This is a genomic window from Azospirillum palustre (genome assembly GCF_002573965.1).
Classification (GTDB): domain Bacteria; phylum Pseudomonadota; class Alphaproteobacteria; order Azospirillales; family Azospirillaceae; genus Azospirillum; species Azospirillum palustre.
Genome location: NZ_PDKW01000043.1, coordinates 751,743 through 773,072, shown reverse-complemented (window position 1 = coordinate 773,072; position 21,330 = coordinate 751,743). Strand labels below are relative to the sequence as shown.

The 21,330-nt window shown below is 69.3% G+C and carries 18 protein-coding genes; all 18 read left to right on the top strand.

Going from position 1 to position 21,330, the window contains the following annotated elements; translation table 11 throughout:
• Window positions 1-71: 71 nt before the first annotated feature.
• Window positions 72-518, top strand: coding sequence for a division/cell wall cluster transcriptional repressor MraZ (locus CRT60_RS26045; RefSeq protein WP_244592763.1), 447 nt, complete (start codon window positions 72-74; stop codon window positions 516-518).
• The gene (rsmH, locus tag CRT60_RS26040; RefSeq protein WP_098739428.1) at window positions 518-1,492 is read left to right on the top strand and encodes a 16S rRNA (cytosine(1402)-N(4))-methyltransferase RsmH; all 975 of its coding nucleotides are present in this window, start codon (window positions 518-520) and stop codon (window positions 1,490-1,492) included. Before CRT60_RS26045 ends, rsmH begins: the two co-directional genes overlap by 1 nt.
• Window positions 1,489-2,304, top strand: a complete 816-nt coding sequence (ftsL, locus tag CRT60_RS26035; protein WP_098739427.1) for a cell division protein FtsL — start codon at window positions 1,489-1,491, stop codon at window positions 2,302-2,304. Before rsmH ends, ftsL begins: the two co-directional genes overlap by 4 nt.
• Complete coding sequence (locus CRT60_RS26030) at window positions 2,301-4,172, top strand: peptidoglycan D,D-transpeptidase FtsI family protein (RefSeq protein WP_098739426.1); 1,872 nt, start codon at window positions 2,301-2,303, stop codon at window positions 4,170-4,172. The genes ftsL and CRT60_RS26030 overlap by 4 nt, the downstream gene beginning before the upstream one ends.
• On the top strand, window positions 4,138-5,613 hold the full coding sequence (locus CRT60_RS26025) for a UDP-N-acetylmuramoyl-L-alanyl-D-glutamate--2,6-diaminopimelate ligase (RefSeq protein WP_098739425.1): 1,476 nt from the start codon (window positions 4,138-4,140) through the stop codon (window positions 5,611-5,613). The genes CRT60_RS26030 and CRT60_RS26025 overlap by 35 nt, the downstream gene beginning before the upstream one ends.
• Window positions 5,610-7,109 carry a UDP-N-acetylmuramoylalanyl-D-glutamyl-2,6-diaminopimelate--D-alanyl-D-alanine ligase gene (locus CRT60_RS26020; RefSeq protein ID WP_098739424.1) on the top strand — a complete coding sequence of 500 codons (1,500 nt, stop codon included), beginning with the start codon at window positions 5,610-5,612 and terminating at the stop codon, window positions 7,107-7,109. The genes CRT60_RS26025 and CRT60_RS26020 overlap by 4 nt, the downstream gene beginning before the upstream one ends.
• Before the next feature lie 9 nt (window positions 7,110-7,118).
• Window positions 7,119-8,204: a phospho-N-acetylmuramoyl-pentapeptide-transferase gene (mraY, locus tag CRT60_RS26015; RefSeq protein ID WP_098739423.1), complete on the top strand. Its 1,086-nt coding sequence runs from the start codon at window positions 7,119-7,121 to the stop codon at window positions 8,202-8,204.
• 13 nt (window positions 8,205-8,217) lie between these two features.
• Window positions 8,218-9,639, top strand: coding sequence for a UDP-N-acetylmuramoyl-L-alanine--D-glutamate ligase (murD, locus tag CRT60_RS26010; protein WP_098739422.1), 1,422 nt, complete (start codon window positions 8,218-8,220; stop codon window positions 9,637-9,639).
• Window positions 9,636-10,757, top strand: coding sequence for an FtsW/RodA/SpoVE family cell cycle protein (locus CRT60_RS26005; RefSeq protein ID WP_098739421.1), 1,122 nt, complete (start codon window positions 9,636-9,638; stop codon window positions 10,755-10,757). The genes murD and CRT60_RS26005 overlap by 4 nt, the downstream gene beginning before the upstream one ends.
• Before the next feature lie 122 nt (window positions 10,758-10,879).
• Complete coding sequence (locus CRT60_RS26000) at window positions 10,880-12,025, top strand: UDP-N-acetylglucosamine--N-acetylmuramyl-(pentapeptide) pyrophosphoryl-undecaprenol N-acetylglucosamine transferase (RefSeq protein WP_244592930.1); 1,146 nt, start codon at window positions 10,880-10,882, stop codon at window positions 12,023-12,025.
• Between the two features lie 8 nt (window positions 12,026-12,033).
• Window positions 12,034-12,273: a hypothetical protein gene (locus CRT60_RS25995; RefSeq protein WP_244592762.1), complete on the top strand. Its 240-nt coding sequence runs from the start codon at window positions 12,034-12,036 to the stop codon at window positions 12,271-12,273.
• Between the two features lie 7 nt (window positions 12,274-12,280).
• The gene (murC, locus tag CRT60_RS25990) at window positions 12,281-13,699 is read left to right on the top strand and encodes a UDP-N-acetylmuramate--L-alanine ligase (RefSeq protein ID WP_098739419.1); all 1,419 of its coding nucleotides are present in this window, start codon (window positions 12,281-12,283) and stop codon (window positions 13,697-13,699) included.
• Window positions 13,696-14,643, top strand: a complete 948-nt coding sequence (gene murB / locus CRT60_RS25985) for a UDP-N-acetylmuramate dehydrogenase (protein ID WP_098739418.1) — start codon at window positions 13,696-13,698, stop codon at window positions 14,641-14,643. The genes murC and murB overlap by 4 nt, the downstream gene beginning before the upstream one ends.
• Window positions 14,640-15,599 (top strand): D-alanine--D-alanine ligase, encoded by a 960-nt coding sequence (locus CRT60_RS25980; protein WP_098739417.1) that lies wholly within the window; start codon window positions 14,640-14,642, stop codon window positions 15,597-15,599. Before murB ends, CRT60_RS25980 begins: the two co-directional genes overlap by 4 nt.
• The gene (locus tag CRT60_RS25975) at window positions 15,584-16,543 is read left to right on the top strand and encodes a cell division protein FtsQ/DivIB (protein ID WP_098739416.1); all 960 of its coding nucleotides are present in this window, start codon (window positions 15,584-15,586) and stop codon (window positions 16,541-16,543) included. The genes CRT60_RS25980 and CRT60_RS25975 overlap by 16 nt, the downstream gene beginning before the upstream one ends.
• A gap of 85 nt (window positions 16,544-16,628) precedes the next feature.
• Window positions 16,629-17,903 (top strand): cell division protein FtsA, encoded by a 1,275-nt coding sequence (gene ftsA / locus CRT60_RS25970; RefSeq protein ID WP_098741034.1) that lies wholly within the window; start codon window positions 16,629-16,631, stop codon window positions 17,901-17,903.
• A gap of 124 nt (window positions 17,904-18,027) precedes the next feature.
• A complete protein-coding gene (ftsZ, locus tag CRT60_RS25965) occupies window positions 18,028-19,965 on the top strand; it encodes a cell division protein FtsZ (RefSeq protein WP_098739415.1) in 1,938 nt (645 codons plus the stop codon).
• Between the two features lie 414 nt (window positions 19,966-20,379).
• Entirely contained in the window at window positions 20,380-21,315 is a 936-nt protein-coding gene (gene lpxC / locus CRT60_RS25960; protein WP_244592761.1) for a UDP-3-O-acyl-N-acetylglucosamine deacetylase, read from the top strand.
• The last annotated feature ends 15 nt before the right edge of the window (window positions 21,316-21,330 follow it).

The following is a 21,330-nucleotide window of genomic DNA, read 5'->3' as shown; positions in this document are numbered from 1 at the left end:
CAGGGGGGATCGCCGGGCCTATGGCCGTTTTCCTGTCCACATACGTCAACAAAGTTGACAGGAAAGGGCGTGTGTCCATCCCGGCACAGTTCAGGCAGTCGCTTGCCAAGACGTCGGCTCCCAGCACCGTCTATCTCTGGCCCTCGCTGAACCACCAGGCGCTGGAAGGCGCCGACCAGGACTATCTCGACGTCCTCTCCGAAAGCCTCGAATCCCCCGACCTCGATGCCGACGAGCGCGACATGATCGAGACCTTCATCTTCGGAAAGCTGATCCCCGTCTCCTCCGACGCCGAAGGCCGCATCGTCCTGCCCAAGGAGCTGGCGGAATTCGCCGGCATCACCGAAGAGGCCGCCTTCATCGGCCGCCGCAAAACCTTCCAAATCTGGGAACCCAACGCCTTGAAAGCCCACGAGGCGGCACTGCGCGAGCAGGTCGTGCGCAAAGACATCTCCCTCAGCCAGATCGTCGCCAAGGCGTCGCGCGGCGCCGCCAGCCGGAGCGGGGAAGGCGCCTGATGCCCGACACCCGCATTCACATTCCCGTCCTGCTGGACGAGGTGGTCGCCGCGCTGTCCCCGCGCGACGGCGGCCTCTATGTGGACGGCACCTTCGGCGCCGGCGGCTACAGCCGCGCCCTGCTGCAATCGGCCTCCTGCCGCGTGATCGGCATCGACCGCGACCCCGCCGCGATCGAGCGCGGCCGTGCGCTGGCCCAGGAGTTCCCCGGACGGCTGGAGGTCATCGAGGGCCGATTCGGCGATATGGACCGGCTGCTCGCCGACCATGGCGTCGGAACGGTCGACGGCGTGGCGCTCGACGTCGGCGTCTCCTCCCCCCAGATCGACGAGCCGGAGCGCGGGTTCTCCTTCCGCTTCGACGGTCCGCTCGACATGCGGATGGGACGGGACGGGCCGACCGCCGCCGATGTGGTCAACACCGCCGACGAATCGGATCTGGCCGACATCGTCTACCACCTGGGCGAGGAGCGGATGGCGCGCCGCGTCGCCCGCGCCATCGTCACCGCCCGCCGCGAGGCGCCGATCGAGCGCACGGGACGGCTGGCCGAGATCATCCGGTCGGTGGTGCCGAAGGGGAAGGGCGACGGGATCGACCCGGCAACCCGCACCTTCCAGGCGCTGCGCATCCATGTGAACGACGAATTGGGCGAACTGCGGCGCGGCCTGTCCGCCGCCGAGTCGCTGCTGGCGCCCGGCGGGCGTCTGGCCGTCGTCTCCTTCCATTCGCTGGAGGACCGCGAGGTCAAGGCGTTCCTGCGGGAACGCTCCTCGCCGCCGCCCTCCCCGTCCCGCCACACGCCCGTGACCGCGGTCGCGGCGCATACCCCATCCTTCCGCCTGCTCTCCCGGAAACCCGTGGACCCGAGCGAGGCCGAAGCCCGTAACAATCCCCGCGCCCGGTCCGCCCGGCTGCGCGCGGCTGAACGTACCGAGGCGCCCGCGTTCCCGGCGTCCGGCAAGGAGGCAGCATGAAAGGCAAGACCTGGCTGTTCTGGGGTGGCCTGATCGCGGCCGCCGGTGGCGTGCTGTTCCAGACCAGCTACGACGTCCAGGATCTTGAGGAGAAGCTCGCCGGGCTGAACCGCAAGATCATTCTGGAACAGGAGTCGATCCAGGTCCTGAAGGCCGAGTGGAGCTACCTGAACGACCCCACCAAGCTGGAGCAGATGGCCCAAGCCTATCTGACGCTGCAGCCGACCGAGCCGCGCCAGTACCTCGCGATGGACCTGATCCCGATGCGCCCGGCCGATGCGGTCCCGCCGTCGGCCCAGGCCCTGCCCGGCAAGGCCATGCCCGGCGCTCCGCTGCCGCCGATGGTCCGCGCGCCCGGCACCGGCAATTCCCAGCTGGCCGCCGCCCGCGTGCCTGCCGCCCCCAACAACACCGCCGCTGCCGGAATCGTTCCAGTCAGCGCGCCGGTCGGGCTGGCGAAGCCGCTGCCGATGGAAAAGGCGCTGGAACGCGCGCCTGTCGTCGTGCCGGCGTCCCTGCCCTCCGGTGGCGCCCTTGCCGATCCGTCCCGCGCCAACCGGATCAAGCCGGCCGCCCTGGTGCCCGGCGCCGCCCGTGCGCCTACGGAGAAGTCCGCCGCGCCGGCTGCCGCCGGCAAGCTGGCGCCCAACGCCCCGACCGCGCGCCCGACCGAACTGGCCTCCCGCCCGATCCCGGCGCCAGCGCCCGCAGCTAAGGTTGCCGCCGCGGCCCCCGCCGCGCAGCAGCCCTATCAGCCCAAGCCGACCGACAGCCTCGGGCTGCTCGTTGCGCGCCTGGGGGCCAATCGATGATCGGTCACGACCACGGCGGCCCGGCCGGCTACGGCCAGCCTGGCGCCAGCACCGGCAGCACCTATGTGCCGCCGCCGGCGCCCTCGCCCTTTCCCCAGCCGGCCCCCCAGCCGTCCGCCAAGCCGCGGACCTCGCTGGCGGTCGCGCTGGAGCAGAGCCGTTACCGCCTGATGGTGACGGCTGCCGTGGTCACGACCGTCTTCACCGCCATCAGCGTCAAGCTGGCGATGGCCACGCTGCTCGCAGGCGGCGGCGAGCCGCGCCAGCATGTGGCGCTGGAGGTGGGCGACACCACCACCAACCGCGCCGACATCACCGACCGCAACGGCAACCTGCTGGCGACCTCGCTCGTCACCCAGTCGCTCTACGCCGATCCCAAGCTGGTCTCGCGCCCGGAAGAGGCCGCGCAGAAGCTGGTCAGCGCCCTGCCCGACCTGGATTACAAGGACGTGCTGGGCAAGCTGAGCGGCGACCGCCGCTTCGTCTGGCTGAAGCGCAACCTGACGCCGAAGCAGCAGGCCGCCGTCCACCGTCTGGGCATCCCCGGCGTCGCATTCGAACGGGAAGAGCGCCGCTTCTATCCGGCCGGCCCGCTGACTTCGCACATCGTCGGCTTCACCGGCATCGACAACAACGGCCTTGCCGGCATGGAGCAGGGCTTCAACAAGCGGCTGACCGAGGAGCCGGGCACGCCGCTCCAACTGTCCATCGACCTGCGGCTGCAACACGTCCTCAAGAAGGAGCTGGCCGCCACGGTGCAGGAATTCAGCGCCATCGGCGCCGCCGGCATCGTCTTCGACGTGCGCACTGGCGAAGTCCTGTCGATGGTCTCGCTGCCCGATTTCGACCCGCAGGACCCGACCGGCCTGAACCCCGACACTCTGTTCAACCGGGCGACGCTCGGCGTGTACGAGATGGGCTCCACCTTCAAGATTTTCAACTCTGCATTGGCCTTCGACACCGGCAAGATCCGGGTGTCGGACATGTTCGACGCCGCACACCCGGTCAAGATCGGCCGCTTCACCATCAACGACTACCACAACCTGCACCGCGCCCTGACGGTGGCGGAAGTGTTCCAGCACTCCTCCAACCTCGGTTCCGTGCGCATGGTGCAGCAGGTGGGCGTGGCGGCGCAGAAGGCCTTCATGACCAAGATGGGTTTCACCAAGCCCACCGGGCTGGAGCTGCCGGAAAGCGGCTGGCCGCTGGTGCCCAACCCGTGGCGCGAGGTCAACAGCTACACCATCTCCTTCGGCCATGGCATCTCGGTCAGCCCGATGCACACGGTGGCCGCCGCCGCGTCCGTCATCAACGGCGGCCTCTTCCACAAGCCGACGCTCCTGAAGCGCCAGCCCGACGGCGAGGTTCCGACCGAACAGGTGGTGTCGCGCCAGACCTCCGACATGATGCGGCGCATGTTCCGCTTTGTGGTCACCGAGGGCACCGGCAAGTCGGCGGAAGTGAAGGGCTATGTCGTCGGCGGAAAAACCGGCACGGCAGACAAGCAAAAGGGCAAGCATTACCAGAAGAACTCGCGCATGTCGTCGTTCCTGGGCGCCTTCCCGATGAACGATCCGCGCTACATCGTCTATGTGCTGGTCGACGAACCGCAGGCGACGGCCAAGACCTACGGCTACGCCACCGGCGGCTGGGTCGCCGCCCCGGCGGTGGGCCGCATCGTCAAGCAGATCGGCCCGCTGCTGAACGTGCCGGTGGTTGACGAGAACACGCCGGAGATCCTGAACTCCACCTACCTGAACGCCGCCGGTTCCACCAACTGGCAGCAGTCGCTGCCGCCCGTCACCGCTCCACCCCCCGCGAAGGGAAGCACCGTTGCGTCTTTCCCAACTCAGACCAAGCCGCGCTGACGCCACCCGCGGCGTTGCCGACCCCGACATCGCCGGGCTGACCGCCGACAGCCGGGCGGTCAGGCCCGGCTTTGTCTTTGCCGCCCTGCCCGGCGTGAAGGCCGACGGCCGCGCCTTCATCGCCGACGCACTTGCCAGGGGCGCCGTCGCCGTGCTGGCACCCGAGGGCACCGAACTGCCCGCCGGCTCCACCGCCATCCTGTTGACCGACCGGCAGCCCCGCCTCGCCTTCGCGCTCATGGCCGCCGCCTTCCATGGCGGGCGCCAGCCGGAGACGGTGGTGGCGGTGACCGGCACCAACGGCAAAACCTCCACCGTCCAGTTCGCCGCCCAGATCTGGACGCGCCTCGGCCTGCCCGCCGGCAGCCTGGGCACGCTGGGCCTGCTCGGCCCCGGCCTGCACGGCTATGGCGGGATGACGACGCCCGATCCGGTGTCACTTCACCGCGATCTCGCTGCGGCCAAGGACGCCGGCATCGACCATCTGGCGATGGAGGCGTCGAGCCATGGGCTGGAGCAGTTCCGGCTGGACGGTGTCGCGATCAAGGCCGCCGGCTTCACCAACCTGACGCTGGACCATCTCGACTATCACGGCACGATGGAGGCGTACCGCGACGCCAAGGCGATGCTGTTCGACCGGGTGCTGCCGCCGGGCGCCGTGGCGGTGCTGAACGCCGACTCTCCGGAATTTCAACATTTTGCCACCATTTGTAACGACCGCGGCCACCGGGTCCTGTCCTATGGTCTGGCCGGCACCGAGCTTCGGGTGACCGGGGTGGAGGCGCTGGCCCATGGCCAGCGCCTCTCCCTGTCCATGCTCGGCCGCGACGTGACGGTGGACCTGCCGCTGGCGGGTCGGTTCCAGGCCTGGAACGTGCTTTGCGCGCTGGGGCTGGTCATCGGATCCGGCGGTGACGCCGGGCGGGCGCTGGACAGCCTTTCCTCGCTGGAAGGCGTGCCGGGCCGGTTGCAGCATGTCGCGACCCATCCCAATGGGGCGACGGTCTATGTCGATTTCGCCCACACGCCGGATGCGCTGGAAACGGTGCTTCTGGCGCTGAGGTCGCATGCCGCGCGCCATCTGGTGACGGTGTTCGGCTGCGGCGGCGACCGCGACCGCAGCAAGCGGCCGGTGATGGGGGCGCTGGCGGCCAGACTGGCCGACCGCGCCATCGTCACCGACGACAACCCGCGGACCGAGGATCCCGCTTTCGTGCGGGGGCAGGTGCTGGCCGGGGCCACCGGAGAACTGGCCGGCAGGCTGGAGGAGATCGGCGACCGGGCCGAGGCGATCCGCACCGCGGTGCGGCAGCTTCAGCCCGGCGACGTGCTGGTCATCGCCGGCAAGGGCCACGAACAGGGACAAACGATCGGCACCGAGGTGCGTCCGTTCGACGACGCGGACGAGGCCCGGAAAGCCGTAGCGGAGGTTGGAGCATGAGCGGGGACAAGACGGTCCTTTGGACAGCGGATGAGGCGGCGGCCGCGACCGGCGGGCGTCTCTCCGGTCCATCCGCCTGGACCGCGACCGGCGTCGCCATCGACAGCCGCAAGGTGGCGACGGGCGACCTGTTCGTCGCCATCCGCGGACCGAATTTCGACGGGCATGCCTTCATCGGCGCCGCGCTGGCCGCCGGGGCCGCGGCGGCGATGGTCGACCATCTGCCGGACGGCCTCCCGGAAGGCGCGCCGCTGCTGATCGCCCCGTCCGACACGCTGGAGTCGATGGCGGCGCTGGGCGTGGTGGCACGGGCGCGCTGCGGCGCGCGCTTCGTCGGCGTCACCGGCTCGGTCGGCAAGACCGGGACCAAGGAGACCCTGCGCCACGTCCTCTCGGCGCAAGGAGCGACCTATGCCAATGAAGGCAGCCTGAACAACCATTGGGGCGTGCCGCTGTCGCTCGCCCGCCTGCCGGCGGACAGCCGCTATGGCGTGTTCGAGCTGGGGATGAACCACGCCGGCGAACTCGGCCCGCTGTCGCGGCAGGTCAGGCCGCATGTCGCCGTCATCACCACCATCGAGGCGGTGCATCTGGAGTTCTTCTCCGGCGTCGAGGCCATCGCCGATGCCAAGGCCGAGATCTTCGAGGGGATGGATGCCGGCGGCATCGCCGTGCTGAACCGCGACAACGGGCAGTATGCCCGGCTGGCCGCTGCCGCCCGCCGTCAGGGGCTGACCGACATCTGGAGCTTCGGCGCCCATGAGGAGGCCGACGCCCGGCTGGTCGACTGCTCGCTGCATGCCACTTGCAGCGCGGTGACGGCACTGATCCGCGGCGAACGGGTGCAATATTGCCTGTCGCAGCCGGGCCGGCACTGGGTGATGAACAGTCTCGCGGTGTTGCTGGCAGTGAAGGCGCTGGGCGCCGATGTCGCCGCCGCCGCAAGATCGCTGTCCAGCCTGCCGCCGGTGAAGGGGCGCGGCACCCGCAAGCGCATCCATCTGCCGCAAGGCGCCTTCACGCTGATCGACGAGAGCTACAACGCCAGCCCGGCCGCCATGGCCGCAACGCTGGAGGTGCTGGGCAAGATCGACCCCGGCGCCGGCGGCCGGCGCATTGCCGTGCTGGGCGACATGCGGGAACTGGGCGAGCGCGCCGACGCGCTGCACATCGGGTTGGCCGAGCCGCTGCGCGCCGCTCATGTCGATGCCGTCTATGCCTGCGGGCCGCACATGAAGACGCTGTTCGACCGCCTGCCGGCGGCGATGCGCGGCGCCTGGACCGAGACCAGCGTGGAACTGGCCCCCCTCGTGACCGGGACCGTAAAGGGCGGCGACGTCATCATGGTCAAGGGGTCCCTGGGCAGTCGTACAGGTCTGATCGTCGATGCGCTCGCGGCACTCGACAGCGGGCGCGAAAGCGAGGACAAAGCCGCCTCCCGAACCACCAACCAGCCGCAGGAGGCCGCGCAATCCGCGCAGGCCCCGCGAGGCTGACGGACCCAAATGCTCTACAACCTCCTCTTCGGTCTGGCCGACGTCTTTTCGCCGTTCAACCTGTTCCGGTACCTGACCTTCCGGACCGGCGGCGCCGTGATCACGTCGCTGGTCATCAGCTTCGTCTTCTTTCCGCGCCTGATCGCCTGGCTGAAGCGCAAGCAGGGCGAAGGCCAGCCCATCCGCGCCGACGGCCCCGAGAGCCATTTCAAGAAGAAGGGCACGCCCACCATGGGCGGCCTGATGATCCTGATCGCCATGACGGTCAGCACCCTGCTGTGGGCCGACCTGACCAACGCCTACATCTGGATCGTCCTGCTGGTGACCATCGGCTACGGCCTGATCGGTTTCGGCGACGATTACCTGAAGCTGACCAAGCGCAACACCAAGGGCCTGTCCGGCCGCTTCCGCCTGGGCTGGGAGATCGCCATCGGGCTGGTCGCCTCGGCACTGATCATGTGGGTGTCGGCCCCGCCGCTGTCGGGCGGCGTGGCGGTCCCCTTCGTCAAGGACTTCCTGGTCCAGCTGTCCTGGTTCTTCGTGCCCTTCGGCGCCTTCATCATGGTCGGCGCCTCCAACTCGGTGAACCTGACCGACGGGCTGGACGGGCTGGCCATCGTGCCGACGATGATCGCCGCCGGCTGCTTCGGCCTGATCTCCTACCTGTCGGGCAACGCCATCTTCGCCAACTATCTCCAAATCCACCATGTGCCGGGCTCCGGCGAACTGGCGGTGTTCTGCGGCGCGCTGGTCGGCGCCGGTCTGGGCTTCCTGTGGTACAACGCCCCGCCGGCCATGGTCTTCATGGGCGACACCGGGTCGCTGTCGCTGGGCGGCGCGCTGGGTGCGGTCAGCGTGGTGACCAAGCATGAGATCGTGCTGGCCATCATCGGCGGCCTGTTCGTGCTGGAGACGGTGTCGGTGATCGTGCAGGTCGCGTCCTTCAAGCTGACCGGCAAGCGCGTGTTCCGCATGGCGCCGCTGCACCATCACTTCGAGAAGAAGGGCTGGGCCGAACCGACGGTGGTGATCCGCTTCTGGATCATCGCCTCGATCCTGGCGCTGGTCGGCCTGTCCACGCTGAAGCTGCGCTGAGGGGGCATCGGCGATGATCGACCTGTTCTACATGCAGGAACTGCCGGTCGCGGTGATGGGGCTGGGCAAGTCCGGCCTCGCCACCGCCCGCGCGCTCGGCGACAGCGGGGCCGAGGTGCGGGTGTGGGACGACAACCCCGCCTCCCGCGCCGCGGCGGAGGCCGAGGGCTTCGCCGTGGTCGATCTCGCCAGTGCCGACCTGTCGGACCTGACCACCATCGTCTGGTCGCCCGGCATCCCCCACACCCACCCCAAGCCGCATCCGGTGGCCGAGCGCGCCCGCGCGCTGGGGATCGAACTGATCTGCGACATCGAGCTGCTGGGCCGGGCGGAGCGCGACTGCGCCTTCATCGGCATCACCGGCACCAACGGCAAGTCGACCACCACCACCCTGATCGGCCACATCCTGGCCGCCGCCGGCCGCAAGGCCGCGGTGGGCGGCAACCTGGGCACGCCGGTGCTGACCTTCGATCCGATCGGGTCGGGCGGCACCTGCGTGCTGGAGATGTCGAGCTATCAGCTGGAGCTGACCCACTCCATCACCTTCGACATCGCGGTCCTGCTGAACATCACGCCCGACCATCTCGCCCGCCATGGCGGGATGGAGGGCTACATCGCCGCCAAGAAACTGATCTTCCACCGCCAGACCTGGCCGCGCACCGCGGTGATCGGGGTCGACGACGAGCATTGCCGCAAGATCCACGCCGACCTCGTCGCCGCCGGCGACCAGCGCATCTGGCCGATCTCCGCCCAGGGGCCGGTGGCGGGCGGCGTCTATGCCGCCGACGGCTGGCTGGTCGACGATACCGACGGCGAGGCGGTTCGGGTTGTGGAACTGTCCGGCCTGCCCAGCCTGCTGGGCAGGCACAACTGGCAGAACGCCGCCGCCGCCTTCGCCGCCTGCAAGGCCGCCGGACTGCCGGTGCCAGCCATCGTCGCGGCCATGGCGACCTTCCCCGGCCTCGCCCACCGGCAGCAGCTGGTCGGCACCCTGGACGGGGTGCGCTTCGTCAACGACAGCAAGGCGACCAACGCCGACGCCACCGAAAAGGCGCTGGCGACCTTCGACCCGATCTACTGGATCCTCGGCGGACAGGCCAAGGATACCGGGCTGAACGGCCTGGAGGGTTATATGGGCCGCGTCCGCCACGCTTTCCTGATCGGCGAGGCTCAGGAACAATTCGCCGCATGGCTCGACACACACGGTGTTGCTTATACACGCTGTGGAACGCTGGATGTTGCGACTGCGAAGGCGGCCGGACTGGCCCTGGCGGAACGGCCGGAGGGCGCTTGCGTGTTGTTGTCCCCAGCTTGTGCGTCATGGGACCAGTTCGCCAATTTCGAGAAGCGCGGCGAAGCCTTCGCCGCCTATGTCGCGAACATCGTCGCGGCGCATGAGAGCACCGGGGACGGCACCAGCGGGGGCGTTGCATGATCACCTTCGACCGTACCGACCAATCGATCTTCGGCCGCTGGTGGTGGACCGTCGACCGCTGGCAGCTGGGCGCCGTCGCCCTGCTGATGTTCCTCGGCACCGTCCTGATCACCGCGGCCAGCCCGCCGGTGGCAGAGCGCATCGGAATCCAGGACACCTTCTATTTTGTCGAACGCCATGTGATGATGCTGATCCCCGCGATCGTCATCATGGTCGGCGTTTCCCTGCTCAGCCCGCGCGGCGTGCGGCGGGTGGCGCTGGGGGTGTTCCTGATCTCGGTGGCGCTGGTCTATGCCACGCTGGTGGTGGGCGTCGAGATCAAGGGTGCCCGCCGCTGGATACACATCCCCGGCCTGTCGATCCAGCCGTCGGAGTTCGTCAAGCCGGCCTTTGCCGTGGTCGCCGCCTGGCTGTTCTCGCTGTCGCGCACCAACCCGGGCTTCCCCGGCGCGCTGGTGTCGATGGCGCTTTACGGCGTCACCATGGCCGGCCTGATCCTTCAGCCCGACCTGGGCATGACCTTCGTCGTCTCCGCCGTCTGGTTCACCCAGTTCTTCCTGGCCGGCCTGAACCTCGTGCTGGTGATGGGGCTCGGCGGGCTGGGCGTGGTCGGGCTGGTCGGCGCCTATTACACGCTGCCGCACGTCACCAGCCGCATCAACCGCTTCCTCGATCCGCATGCCGGCGACAACTATCAGGTCAACCGCTCGCTGGAGGCCTTCGCCAACGGCGGGCTGATGGGCACCGGCCCCGGCCAGGGCACGGTGAAGTTCTATCTGCCCGACAGCCATGCCGACTTCATCTTCGCGGTCGCAGGCGAAGAGCTGGGCCTTATCTTCTGCTTAGGCTTGGTGGTTCTGTTCGCCTTCGTCGTCCTGCGCGGGTTCGCTCGTGTCTTCAACGACAACAATTATTTCGTCTTGCTGGCCGCCGCCGGTCTTCTGATCCAGTTCGGTCTTCAGGCGGCGATCAACATGGGTTCGTCCTTGCATCTTATGCCGACGAAGGGCATGACCCTGCCGTTCATCTCCTACGGCGGCTCCTCGCTGCTCGCTCTCGGGTTCGGCATGGGTATGGTTCTGGCACTGACACGCAAACGCTTCGGCCCCGCGGAATGAGGAGGCCGACTGACTTGAGCGCAACAGGCTTCACTGCGGGCTCCAATGCTGGCTCCCCTGCGGGATTCGACGACGCCGCCAACAAGGTGATCGTGCTGGCCGCCGGCGGCACCGGCGGGCACATGTTCCCGGCCGAGGCGCTGGCGCGCGAGCTGCTGGCCCGTGGCCGGGCGGTGACGCTGGTCACCGACAAGCGCGGCCATGCCTTCGGCGAGAACCTGCCGGAGGTGCCGGTCCACCGCATCCGCGCCGCCTCCCCCGGCGCCGGCATCGTCGGCAAGCTGAAGGCAGCCCTGCAGATGGGGCTGGGCCTGCTGGAGGCGCGGGCGCTGATGCGCCGGCTCGATCCCGCCGCCGTGGTCGGCTTCGGCGGCTACCCGTCGGTCCCAACCGTCTATGCCGCCATCCAGTCGAAGCTGCCGGCCCTGCTGCACGAGCAGAACGCCGTGCTGGGCCGCGCCAACCGGATGCTGATCGCCGGGGCCAGCCGCATCGCCGTCGCCTTCTCCGACATCGAAAAGCTGGGCGAGGCGCAGCGCGCCAAGATCGTCCGCACCGGCAACCCGGTCCGCCCGGCCATCGCCGCCCGCCGCCTGTCCCCCTACGAGGCGCCCGGTGCCGCCGGCCCCGTCCGCCTACTGGTGATGGGCGGCAGCCAGGGCGCCCGAATCTTCTCAGAGGTGATCCCCGCGGCGCTGGCCCTGCTGCCCGAGGAGACGCGCGCCCGCATCCATCTGGCGCAGCAATGCCGCCCGGAAGATCTTGAGGCCGCCCGCGACGCGCTGGAGCCGCTGGGCCTCGCCCGGCTGGAGTTGCAAGCCTTCTTCCGCGACGTGCCGGAGCGGCTGGCCGCCTGCCACCTCGCCGTCACCCGCGCCGGAGCCTCCACCATCGCCGAGCTGACCTGCGTCGGCCGTCCGGCGATCTTGGTGCCCTACCCGCACGCCACCGACGATCACCAGACCGCCAACGCCCGCCATCTGGCGGAAGCCGGCGCCGCCTGGCTGGTGCCGCAGCCCTCCTTCACCGCCCAGACCCTGGCCGAGCGGCTGTCCGCCCTGCTGGCGGATCCGCAGGCGCTTGCCGCCGCGGCCCGCGCCGCCCATGGCTGGGGCACCGCCGACGCCGCCACCGCGCTGGCCGACGCCGTGCTGGCGATGCTGGACGGCGGCCCCGCCGCTCACGATCACGCCCACTCCGACCACGACCGATCCCAACACGCCCGGCGCTCATCCGCCGGTGCCAGCGCCAAGGGGGCCGCGGAATGATGAAACCCATGCGGAATCTGACCCGGCCGACGCCGCGGCCGCTGCAGGACTGGCCGGCGGACATGACTCGGACCGAGGGCGGCTGGTACAACCGTCCGGGCTGCCCGCTGGTGCCGCGCTTCCTCGCCGAAGGCGGCTTCCTGCGCGACCGCCTGTCGATGATCCACGGATCGCAGCCCCTCCCCAACGACCTGTCCGACGGGGCGGTCGACGCCACCCTTCGCCTGATGCTTCGCCGCGGAAAGTAAGCCTGACATGCGCGCCCTCCCCCTCTCGATCGGCACCATTCACTTCGTCGGCATCGGCGGCATCGGCATGAGCGGCATCGCCGAGGTGCTGCGGAACCTGGGCTACACCGTCCAGGGCTCCGACCTCGCCGAGAACGCCAACGTCAAGCGCCTGCGCGAGCTGGGCATCAAGGTGTTCGTCGGCCATCGCGGCGAGAACATCGCCGGGGCCGCCGTCGTCGTCGTCTCCTCCGCCGTCAAGCGCGACAATCCGGAGGTCGTTGCCGCCCGCGCCGCCTTGGTGCCGGTGGTCCGCCGCGCCGAGATGCTGGGCGAGCTGATGCGCCTGAAATGGGCCATCGCCATCGGCGGCACCCATGGCAAGACCACGACCACCTCGATGGTCGGCCATATGCTGGAGCATGCCAACCTCGACCCCACCGTCATCAACGGCGGCATCATCAACGCCTACGGCTCCAACACCCGGCTCGGCACCGGCGACTGGATGGTGGTGGAGGCGGACGAGAGCGACGGCACTTTCGTGAAGCTGCCGGCCTGCATCGCCGTCGTCACCAACATGGACCCGGAGCATCTGGACTTCTACGGCACCTTCGACAACGCGCGGGCCGCCTTCGACAGCTTCGTCCAGAACATCCCCTTCTACGGCTTCGCGGCGCTCTGCATCGACCATCCCGAGGTGCAGGCGATGATCCCCCGCGTGTCGGACCGCCGCATCGTCACCTACGGCTTCTCGCCGCAGGCCGACATCCGTGCGGTGAACGTCGAGCTGGGCCCCGACGGCGCCAAGTACGACGTGCTGATCTACGACCGCCACACCGGCGAGAGCCGCGCCATCGCCGGCGTGCGCCTGCCGATGTACGGACCGCACAACGTCCAGAACTCGCTGGCCTGCTTCGCCGTCGGCAACGAGATGGGCCTGCCCGACGTGGTAATGCGCGACAGCATGGCCAAGTTCCAGGGTGTGAAGCGCCGCTTCACCAAGACCGGCGAGACCAACGGCATCACCGTCATCGACGATTACGGCCACCACCCGGTGGAGATCGCCGCCGTGCTGAAGGCCGCGCGCACCGCCGGCACCGGCCGCACCATCGCCGTCGTCCAGCCGCACCGCTATTCCCGCCTCGCCGCCCTGTTCGAAGAGTTCTGCACCTGCTTCAACGACGCCGACGCCGTGATCGTCGCCGACGTCTATGCCGCCGGCGAGGCCCCCATCGAGGGCGTCAGCCGCGACAGCCTGGTGGAGGGCCTGCGGATGCACGGCCACCGCCATGTCGTGGCATTGCACGGCCAGCAGGAGCTGGCTCAGGTGGTGCGCGAGATGGCCAAGCCCGGCGACTTCGTCGTCTGCCTGGGCGCCGGCAACATCACCCAGTGGGCGAACGCCCTGCCGGGTGAGCTGGCCTCCCTCTACGGCGTGACGCGATGACGGCAGCGCCCAGCATGAACGCCCCCGACGGCCACTTGATCGAACGGATGCCCGCCGTGCGCGGCCGGCTGACCGCCGATGCCACGCTGGCGCCGGTGACATGGTTCCGCGTCGGCGGGCCGGCTGAGGTGATGTTCCGTCCGGCCGATGCCGACGACCTCGCCGACTTCCTGGCCGCCCTGCCGGCCGAGGTGCCGGTGACGGTGATCGGCGTCGCCTCCAACCTGCTGGTTCGCGACGGCGGCGTGCCGGGCGTCACCATCCGGCTCGGCCGCGGCTTCACCGACATCGCCGCGGACGGGATGACCGTGACCGCCGGAGCAGCGGCGCTCGACCTGAATGTCGCGATGGTCGCCCGCGACGCCGGCATCGCCGGGCTGGAGTTTCTTTCCGGCATCCCCGGCACCATCGGCGGTGCGCTCCGCATGAACGGCGGCGCCTATGGCCGCGAGCTGGCCGACGTGCTGGTCTCCGCCACCGCCGTGGCGCGCGACGGCCGCCGGCTGGAGTTCAGCCATGCCGGCATGGGCTTCACCTACCGCCACAGCGCGGCGCCGGAAGACTGCATCTTCACCGGTGCCGCCCTGCGCGGCGAGCCCGGCAACCCGCTGGAGATCGCGCGCCGCATGGCCGAGATCTCCGACAAGCGCGCCGACAGCCAGCCGGTCCGCTCCCGCACCGGCGGCTCGACCTTCAAAAACCCTGAAGGCCATAAGGCCTGGGAACTGATCGACAAGGCCGGCTGCCGCGGCCTGTCCATCGGCGACGCCCAGGTGTCGGAAAAGCACTGCAACTTCCTGATCAACAACGGCACGGCCACCGCCGCCCAGCTGGAAGCGCTGGGCGAGGAGGTTCGCCGCCGCGTATTCGAGACCAGCGGCGTCACGCTGGACTGGGAAATCAAGCGCATCGGCATCCCCGCCGAAGGAAGCACCACCCAATGACCGAAGCCCTTCTCCACGCCCACAAGAAGCATGTCGCCGTCCTGATGGGCGGCTGGTCGGCCGAGCGCGAGGTGTCGCTGATCAGCGGGGCCGGCGTCGCCAAGGCGCTGGAGGAGGAAGGCTACCGCGTCACCGCCATCGACGTGCAGCGCGACCTGGGCGGGCTGATGCACGCCCTGTCGAACCCGCGCCCCGACGTGGTGTTCAACGCCCTGCACGGCCGCGGCGGCGAGGACGGAACGATCCAGGGCGTGCTAGAGTTCCTGGGTCTGCCCTACACCCATTCGGGCGTCCAGGCCGCCGCCATCTCCATGGACAAGGCGATGACCAAGCGCGTGCTGGACACCGTCGGCGTCCGCTCGCCCAAGGGCATGGTGCTGTCGCGTGGGGAGATCACCGGCGGCAGCCACCCCATGCCTGTGCCCTATATCGTCAAGCCTGTGGACGAAGGCTCGACCGTTGGCGTAACCCTGGTCCGCGAGGGGCAGAACAGCCCGGTCGGCGACGATGGTTCGTTCGGGGGGACCTTTGGCGAACGCGTGCTGGTCGAGGAGTTCATCCCCGGTCGCGAACTGACCGTGGGCGTCATGGGTGACCGTGCTTTGGCGGTGACCGAGATCGTCTTCCAGGCTCAGCTCTACGACTACACCGCGAAATACAGCGCCGGACACGCCGTCCACACCGTCCCCGCCGCGATCCCCGAGGTCGTTGCGGAGGAGGCGAAGCGGCTGGCGGTGCTGGCGCACAACACCCTGGGCTGCCGGGGCGTGTCGCGCAGCGACTTCCGCTGGGATGACAGCCGGCCGGGAACGGACGGTCTGTATTTCCTGGAGATCAACAACCAGCCGGGCATGACGCCCCTGTCGCTGGTGCCCGAACAGGCCGCGCATGTGGGGATCACCTACGGCGCGCTGGTCGGCTGGCTCGTGGAGAACGCCGCATGTCAGCTCGCCTGATGGCCGACCCGGACTTCCGCGCCGCCGCCGGCGCGCGTGCCCGGGACGAGATGCCGACCCCGCCGCGCGCCATGGCCGCGTCGGCGGAAAAAGGCAAGCGGCGCCGCGCCTGGCCGCGCTGGACCCGCTCCGCCGTCAAGGCGGCGCTGCTGCTGGTGCCGGTGCTGGGGCTGGCCGGTGCCGCCGGCTCCACTTGGAAGCGCGGCAATCTGGCCGAGACGATGGAGGCGGCGCAGGAAAGCGTCATCCGCCTGACCGGCGACATGGGCTTCCGCCTGTCCGAGATCCTGGTGGTCGGCCGCAGCGAGACCGAGCGCGACGTCGTGCTCGACGCGCTGGGCGTGCGCCGTGGCGAGCCGATCCTGTCCATCGACCTTGCCGATGCCAAGCAGCGGCTGGAGGAGTTGCCCTGGGTGTCGTCCGCCTCCATCGAGCGGCGCCTGCCCGGCTTCCTCTACATCCGCCTGTCCGAGCGCCAGCCGATGGCGATCTGGCAGCATGAGCGCCAGTTCACCGTCATCGACCGCGCCGGCCGTCCGCTGGCCGACGCGGCGGAGCTGGCGCGCCGCGGCAACCAGCGGATCGAGACTCTGCCGCAGGTGATCGGCGCCAATGCTCCGCAGCAGGTCCACACCCTGCTGTCGGCGCTGGACGGCGCGCCGACCATCGCGCCGATGCTGTCGTCCGCCAGCTGGATCAGCGACCGCCGCTGGAACCTGCAGCTCAGCAACGGCGTGACGGTGAAGCTGCCGGAAGGCAATGCCGAGATGCGCCGCGCGCTGCGCCAGCTGGAGCAGATGCACACGGCCAGCCATGTGCTGGACCGCGACATCGTCGCCATCGACCTGCGCCTGCCCGACAAGGCCGCGATCCAGACCTCCGCCACCGCCCAGCTTCCGGGCTGGGAGGACGACACGAAGAAGAAGAACGGCAAGAAATCGTAGGTTTCGGTGGCGTCCGGCGCTTGTGGGGAAGCGCCCGTCGCCGGCGGACAGGAGTCGAGGGAAAGTCTTGGGGGGCATGTTCGGGATGGGATTCAACGGTGCCAAGAAGCCGAAGCGGCCGGCCCGTGGCGGGATCGTCACGGCGCTGGACGTCGGCTCGACGAAGGTGTGCTGCGTCATCGCGCGGATGGAGGAGCCCGGCTCCCTCCGCGTGATCGGCGTCGGCCACCAGATCGCCACGGGCATCCGCGCCGGAACCATCATCGACATGGAGGCGGCGGAAACCTCGATCGGCGCCGCCGTGCATGCCGCCGAACAGATGGCCGGCGAGACGGTGCATGACGTCGTCGTCAACCTGTCGATGGGCCATCCGCGCTCCCACGCCTTCACCGCCACCGTCCCGGTCTCCGGCCAGGAGGTGACGGAGGGCGACATCCGGCGCGCCATGGCCCATGCCCGCACGTTGCAGGCCGGTCCCGATCAGGCGCTGATCCACACCATCCCGCTTGGCTTCACCCTGGACGGCAGCCGCGGCATCCGCGACCCCAAGGGGATGAGCGGCCACACGCTGGGCGCCCAGCTGCATGTCGTCACCGCCGCGGCCGGCGCCATCCGCACGCTGCACGCCTGCATCGCCCGCTGCCACCTGAACATCGAGTCCATCGTCGTCAGCCCCTTCGCCTCCGGCCTCGCCTGCCTGGTCGAGGACGAGATGGAGATGGGGGCGGCCTGCGTCGACATCGGCGGCGGCGGCACCACCATCTCGATCTTCGCCGAGGGCAATCTGGTGTGGACCGGCTTCGTCCCCCTGGGCGGCCGGCACGTCACCAACGACATCGCGCACGGGCTGGCGACTCCGCTGGTCCATGCCGAGCGGCTGAAGGTGCTCTACGGCAGCGCCCGGGTGAATCCGGCCGACGAGCGCGAAATGATCGAGGTGCCGCAGATCGGCGAGGATGAGCGCAGCGGCAGCGGCACCGCCAGCCACCCGCGCTCCTTCCTGGTCAGCATCATCCAGGCGCGGATGGAAGAGATCTTCGAAGAGGTGCGCAGCGCCATCGAGCAGTCCGGCCACTCCCAGCTGGTCGGCCGCCGCGTCGTCCTGACCGGCGGCGCCAGCCAGCTGCCCAACACGCGCGAGATGGCCGCCCCCATCCTCGACAAGCAGGTCCGCATCGCCCGCCCCACCCGGATCGCCGGCCTCAACGAGGCGCATGGCGGACCGGCCTTCTCGACGGTGGCCGGCCTTCTCCTACATGCCGTCCGCAATCCGACGGAGCTGATGGTGACCGGCCAAGAGGCGGTCGCGTCAACCGGGCTCCTCGGCCGTGTCGGCCTGTGGCTGCGGGAGAATCTGTAATGATCCTTTCCGCAGCCGCCACTCACCGATTCCCGAACGGACAGACACCGGACACAACCGGGCGCCGGTCGCGGCATATCAAACATCAAACCCAACGAAAACAGGTTGTGGAGGCCTGAATAGAATGATCAACGTGACCATCCCCCAGATCGAGCCCGAACTGAAGCCGCGCATCACCGTCTTCGGCGTCGGCGGGGCCGGCGGCAACGCCGTCAACAACATGATCAAGTCGAACCTGGAAGGCGTGGACTTCGTCGTCGGCAACACCGACGCGCAGGCGCTGAAGGGTTCCTTGTGCGAGAAGCGCATCCAGCTGGGCACCGGCACGACCCGCGGCCTGGGCGCCGGCTCCAAGCCGGATGTCGGCCGTGCCTCGGCCGAGGAGCAGATCGACGAGATCGTCCAGTATCTCGAAGGCTCCAACATGGTCTTCATCACCGCCGGCATGGGCGGTGGCACCGGCACCGGTGCGGCCCCGGTCATCGCGCGCGCTGCCCGCGAGCGCGGCATCCTGACCGTCGGCGTCGTCACCAAGCCCTTCCATTTCGAAGGCGGTCACCGCATGCGGCTGGCGGAAGGCGGCATCGCCGAGCTGCAGCAGTATGTCGACACCCTCATCATCATCCCGAACCAGAACCTGTTCCGCATCGCCAACGAGAAGACGACCTTCGCGGACGCCTTCAAGATGGCCGACGACGTTCTGCATTCGGGCGTGCGCGGCGTCACCGACCTGATGGTGATGCCCGGCCTGATCAACCTGGATTTCGCCGACATCCGGTCCGTGATGACCGAGATGGGCAAGGCGATGATGGGCACCGGCGAGGCCGGCGGCGAACGCCGCGCCATCGAAGCCGCCGAGGCCGCCATCTCCAACCCGCTGCTGGACGACGTGTCGATGAAGGGTGCCCGCGGCGTCCTAATCAACATCACCGGCGGCTACGACATGACCCTGTTCGAGGTCGACGAGGCGGCCAACCGCGTCCGTGACGAGGTCGATCCCGACGCCAACATCATCTTCGGCTCGACCTTCGACAGCTCGCTGGACGGCGTGATGCGCGTGTCGGTCGTCGCCACCGGCATCGACGCCGCGGCGATGAGCAACCCGCGCACCCTGCATCCGGTCAACCTGTCGCTAGTCGGCGACCGCGCCAAGAAGCCGGCCGCTCCCGGCAACCTGACCGGCGCCCCGGCGCCGGCCGCCGCCCAGGGCTCGGCCATTCCCAGCGCCGCCGCCGGCCTGCGCACGCCGCAGCCGGTCACCGCCGGTGCCGCCGCCATCCAGCACGACCCGGCCCAGCAGCAGCCGGCCCAGCAATATGGCCAGCAGCCTGTCGAGGCTCCGAAGCCGGCCGCCGGTCCGCTGCATGGCGAGAACCAGGGCGGCCACTTCTTCGCGCCGAAGCCGGCCGACGCCGGTCCGCGCCAGCCGGTGACCGTCGGCGCCGCGCCGCTGTCGACCCCGCAGCAGCCGACCCACCAGCAGCACGCCCCGCAGGCGCCGCAGATGCAGGGCCACCAGCAGCCGCAGCACCAGCCGCAGCCGGCTCCGATGGCGCCGCAGCATCACCACGCCGCCCCGCAGGGCCATCAGCAGCACCCCGGCCAGCAGCATCCGGGCGGCCTGTCCGTCGGTCCGGCCCCGGCGCCCGCGCCGGAACCCGCGCCGGCCCGCAAGGGCAACTTCCTGTTCGGTCTGGTGACCGGCCTGGGGCGCAAGTCCGAACCGGCGCCGCAGCCGGTGCAGCAGCAGCCCGCGCCGCAGGCCTATCAGCCGCAGCCGGCCCCGCAGCAGTACCAGCCGGCCCCCCAGGGCTATCCGCAGCAGCCCGCCTACCCGCAGCAGCAGCCGCAGGCTCCCCACCAGGGCTATCCGGCGGGCCAGCAGTATCCGGCGCCGCAGCAGCAGCCGGTCTATCCGCCGCAGCAGTCCGCTCCGCAGCAGCATGCGCCGGGCTATCCCGCCGCTCCGCAGGCGCAGGCTCCGGCCCCGCGGGCCGACGGCAAGCCGGGCGAGCAGGAGGAACTGGACATCCCGGCCTTCCTGCGCCGTCAAGCCAACTGAGCCGCCTGAGTCCGGACGTAAACCGATCTTGGCCGCCTTCCCCGACGACATGTCGGGTTTGGCGGCCGGCCGATCCCGGCGAAAGCCGGAGATAACCGCCGTCGCCGCAGCCTCCTAATCGCGGCGCCGGCGGCTCCACAACCTGACCGAACCTTTCGGACCCCGGTGATGCCGTCGTGCGTCGCCGGGGATTTTTTATTTCACGCTACTTTCCCCAAACAACTGATTGCTTGTCTTGCGCACTACTTTTGCCCTGCAACAAACGGTAACAATGAGTGATTTGCCGATTTCCGATCCCCGGTGTTACCTATCAGCATGGTCGAAAGCGAAAGCCGCCGACGCGATGATCTCCCAAGATCAAGCGGCGCGGATCGCCGGAAACCTCTCCTTCACGACCAAGATGGAAAAGACATCGTGGCCAACAATCGCAGCAACGTGGACGGCATGTTCCAGCAGACCCTGAAGAAGTCGGTGACCATCGCTGGCGTCGGGCTGCATTCGGGCGTCATCGTCACGCTGACGATTTCGCCGGCCGATGCGAATTCCGGGATTACCTTCCTGCGCACCGACTTTCGTGGTGCGGCCGCTGTAATTCCGGCGCGCTGGGACACGGTTGTCGACACCCGCCTGTGCACCGTGATCGGCAACGACCACGGCACCACCGTCGGCACGATCGAGCATCTGATGTCGGCGCTGGCCGGCTGCGGTATCGACAACGCCGTGGTTTCGCTGGATGGCATCGAGGTGCCGATCATGGACGGCAGCGCCGCTCCCTTCGTCGCCGCCATCGAGCAGGCCGGCATAGCCGTGCAGAAGTCGCCCCGCCGCTTCATCCGCATCCTGAAGCCGGTCGCCATCGGCGATGGCGTCAAGAGCGCGTCCTTCACCCCGGACGACGCGACCAGTTACAGCTTCGAGATCGACTTCGACAGCGCCGCCATCTCCCGTCAGGCCCGTGCCCTGGAGATCGATCCGGACAGCTTCAAGGACGAGATCAGCCGCGCCCGCACCTTCGGCTTTCTGCATGAGGTCGAGGGGCTGCGCAAGCTGGGCCTCGCCCGCGGCGGCTCGCTGGACAACGCGGTGGTCATCTCCGGCGACACGGTGATGAACGCCGAGGGTCTGCGCTTCAAGGACGAGTTCGTGCGCCACAAGATCCTGGACGCCGTCGGCGACCTGTATCTGGCCGGTGCGCCGATCGTCGGCCACTTCCACGGCGTGCGCTCCGGCCATGCCCTGAACAACCAGCTGCTGCGTGCGCTGTTCGCCGACCGCAGCGCCTGGCGTTACGAGACGGCGGTGTCGCTGCCTGTCGCGCGCCGCGGCTTGGAGCAACTGGCGGTTGCCTGATCGCCATCGTCGGTC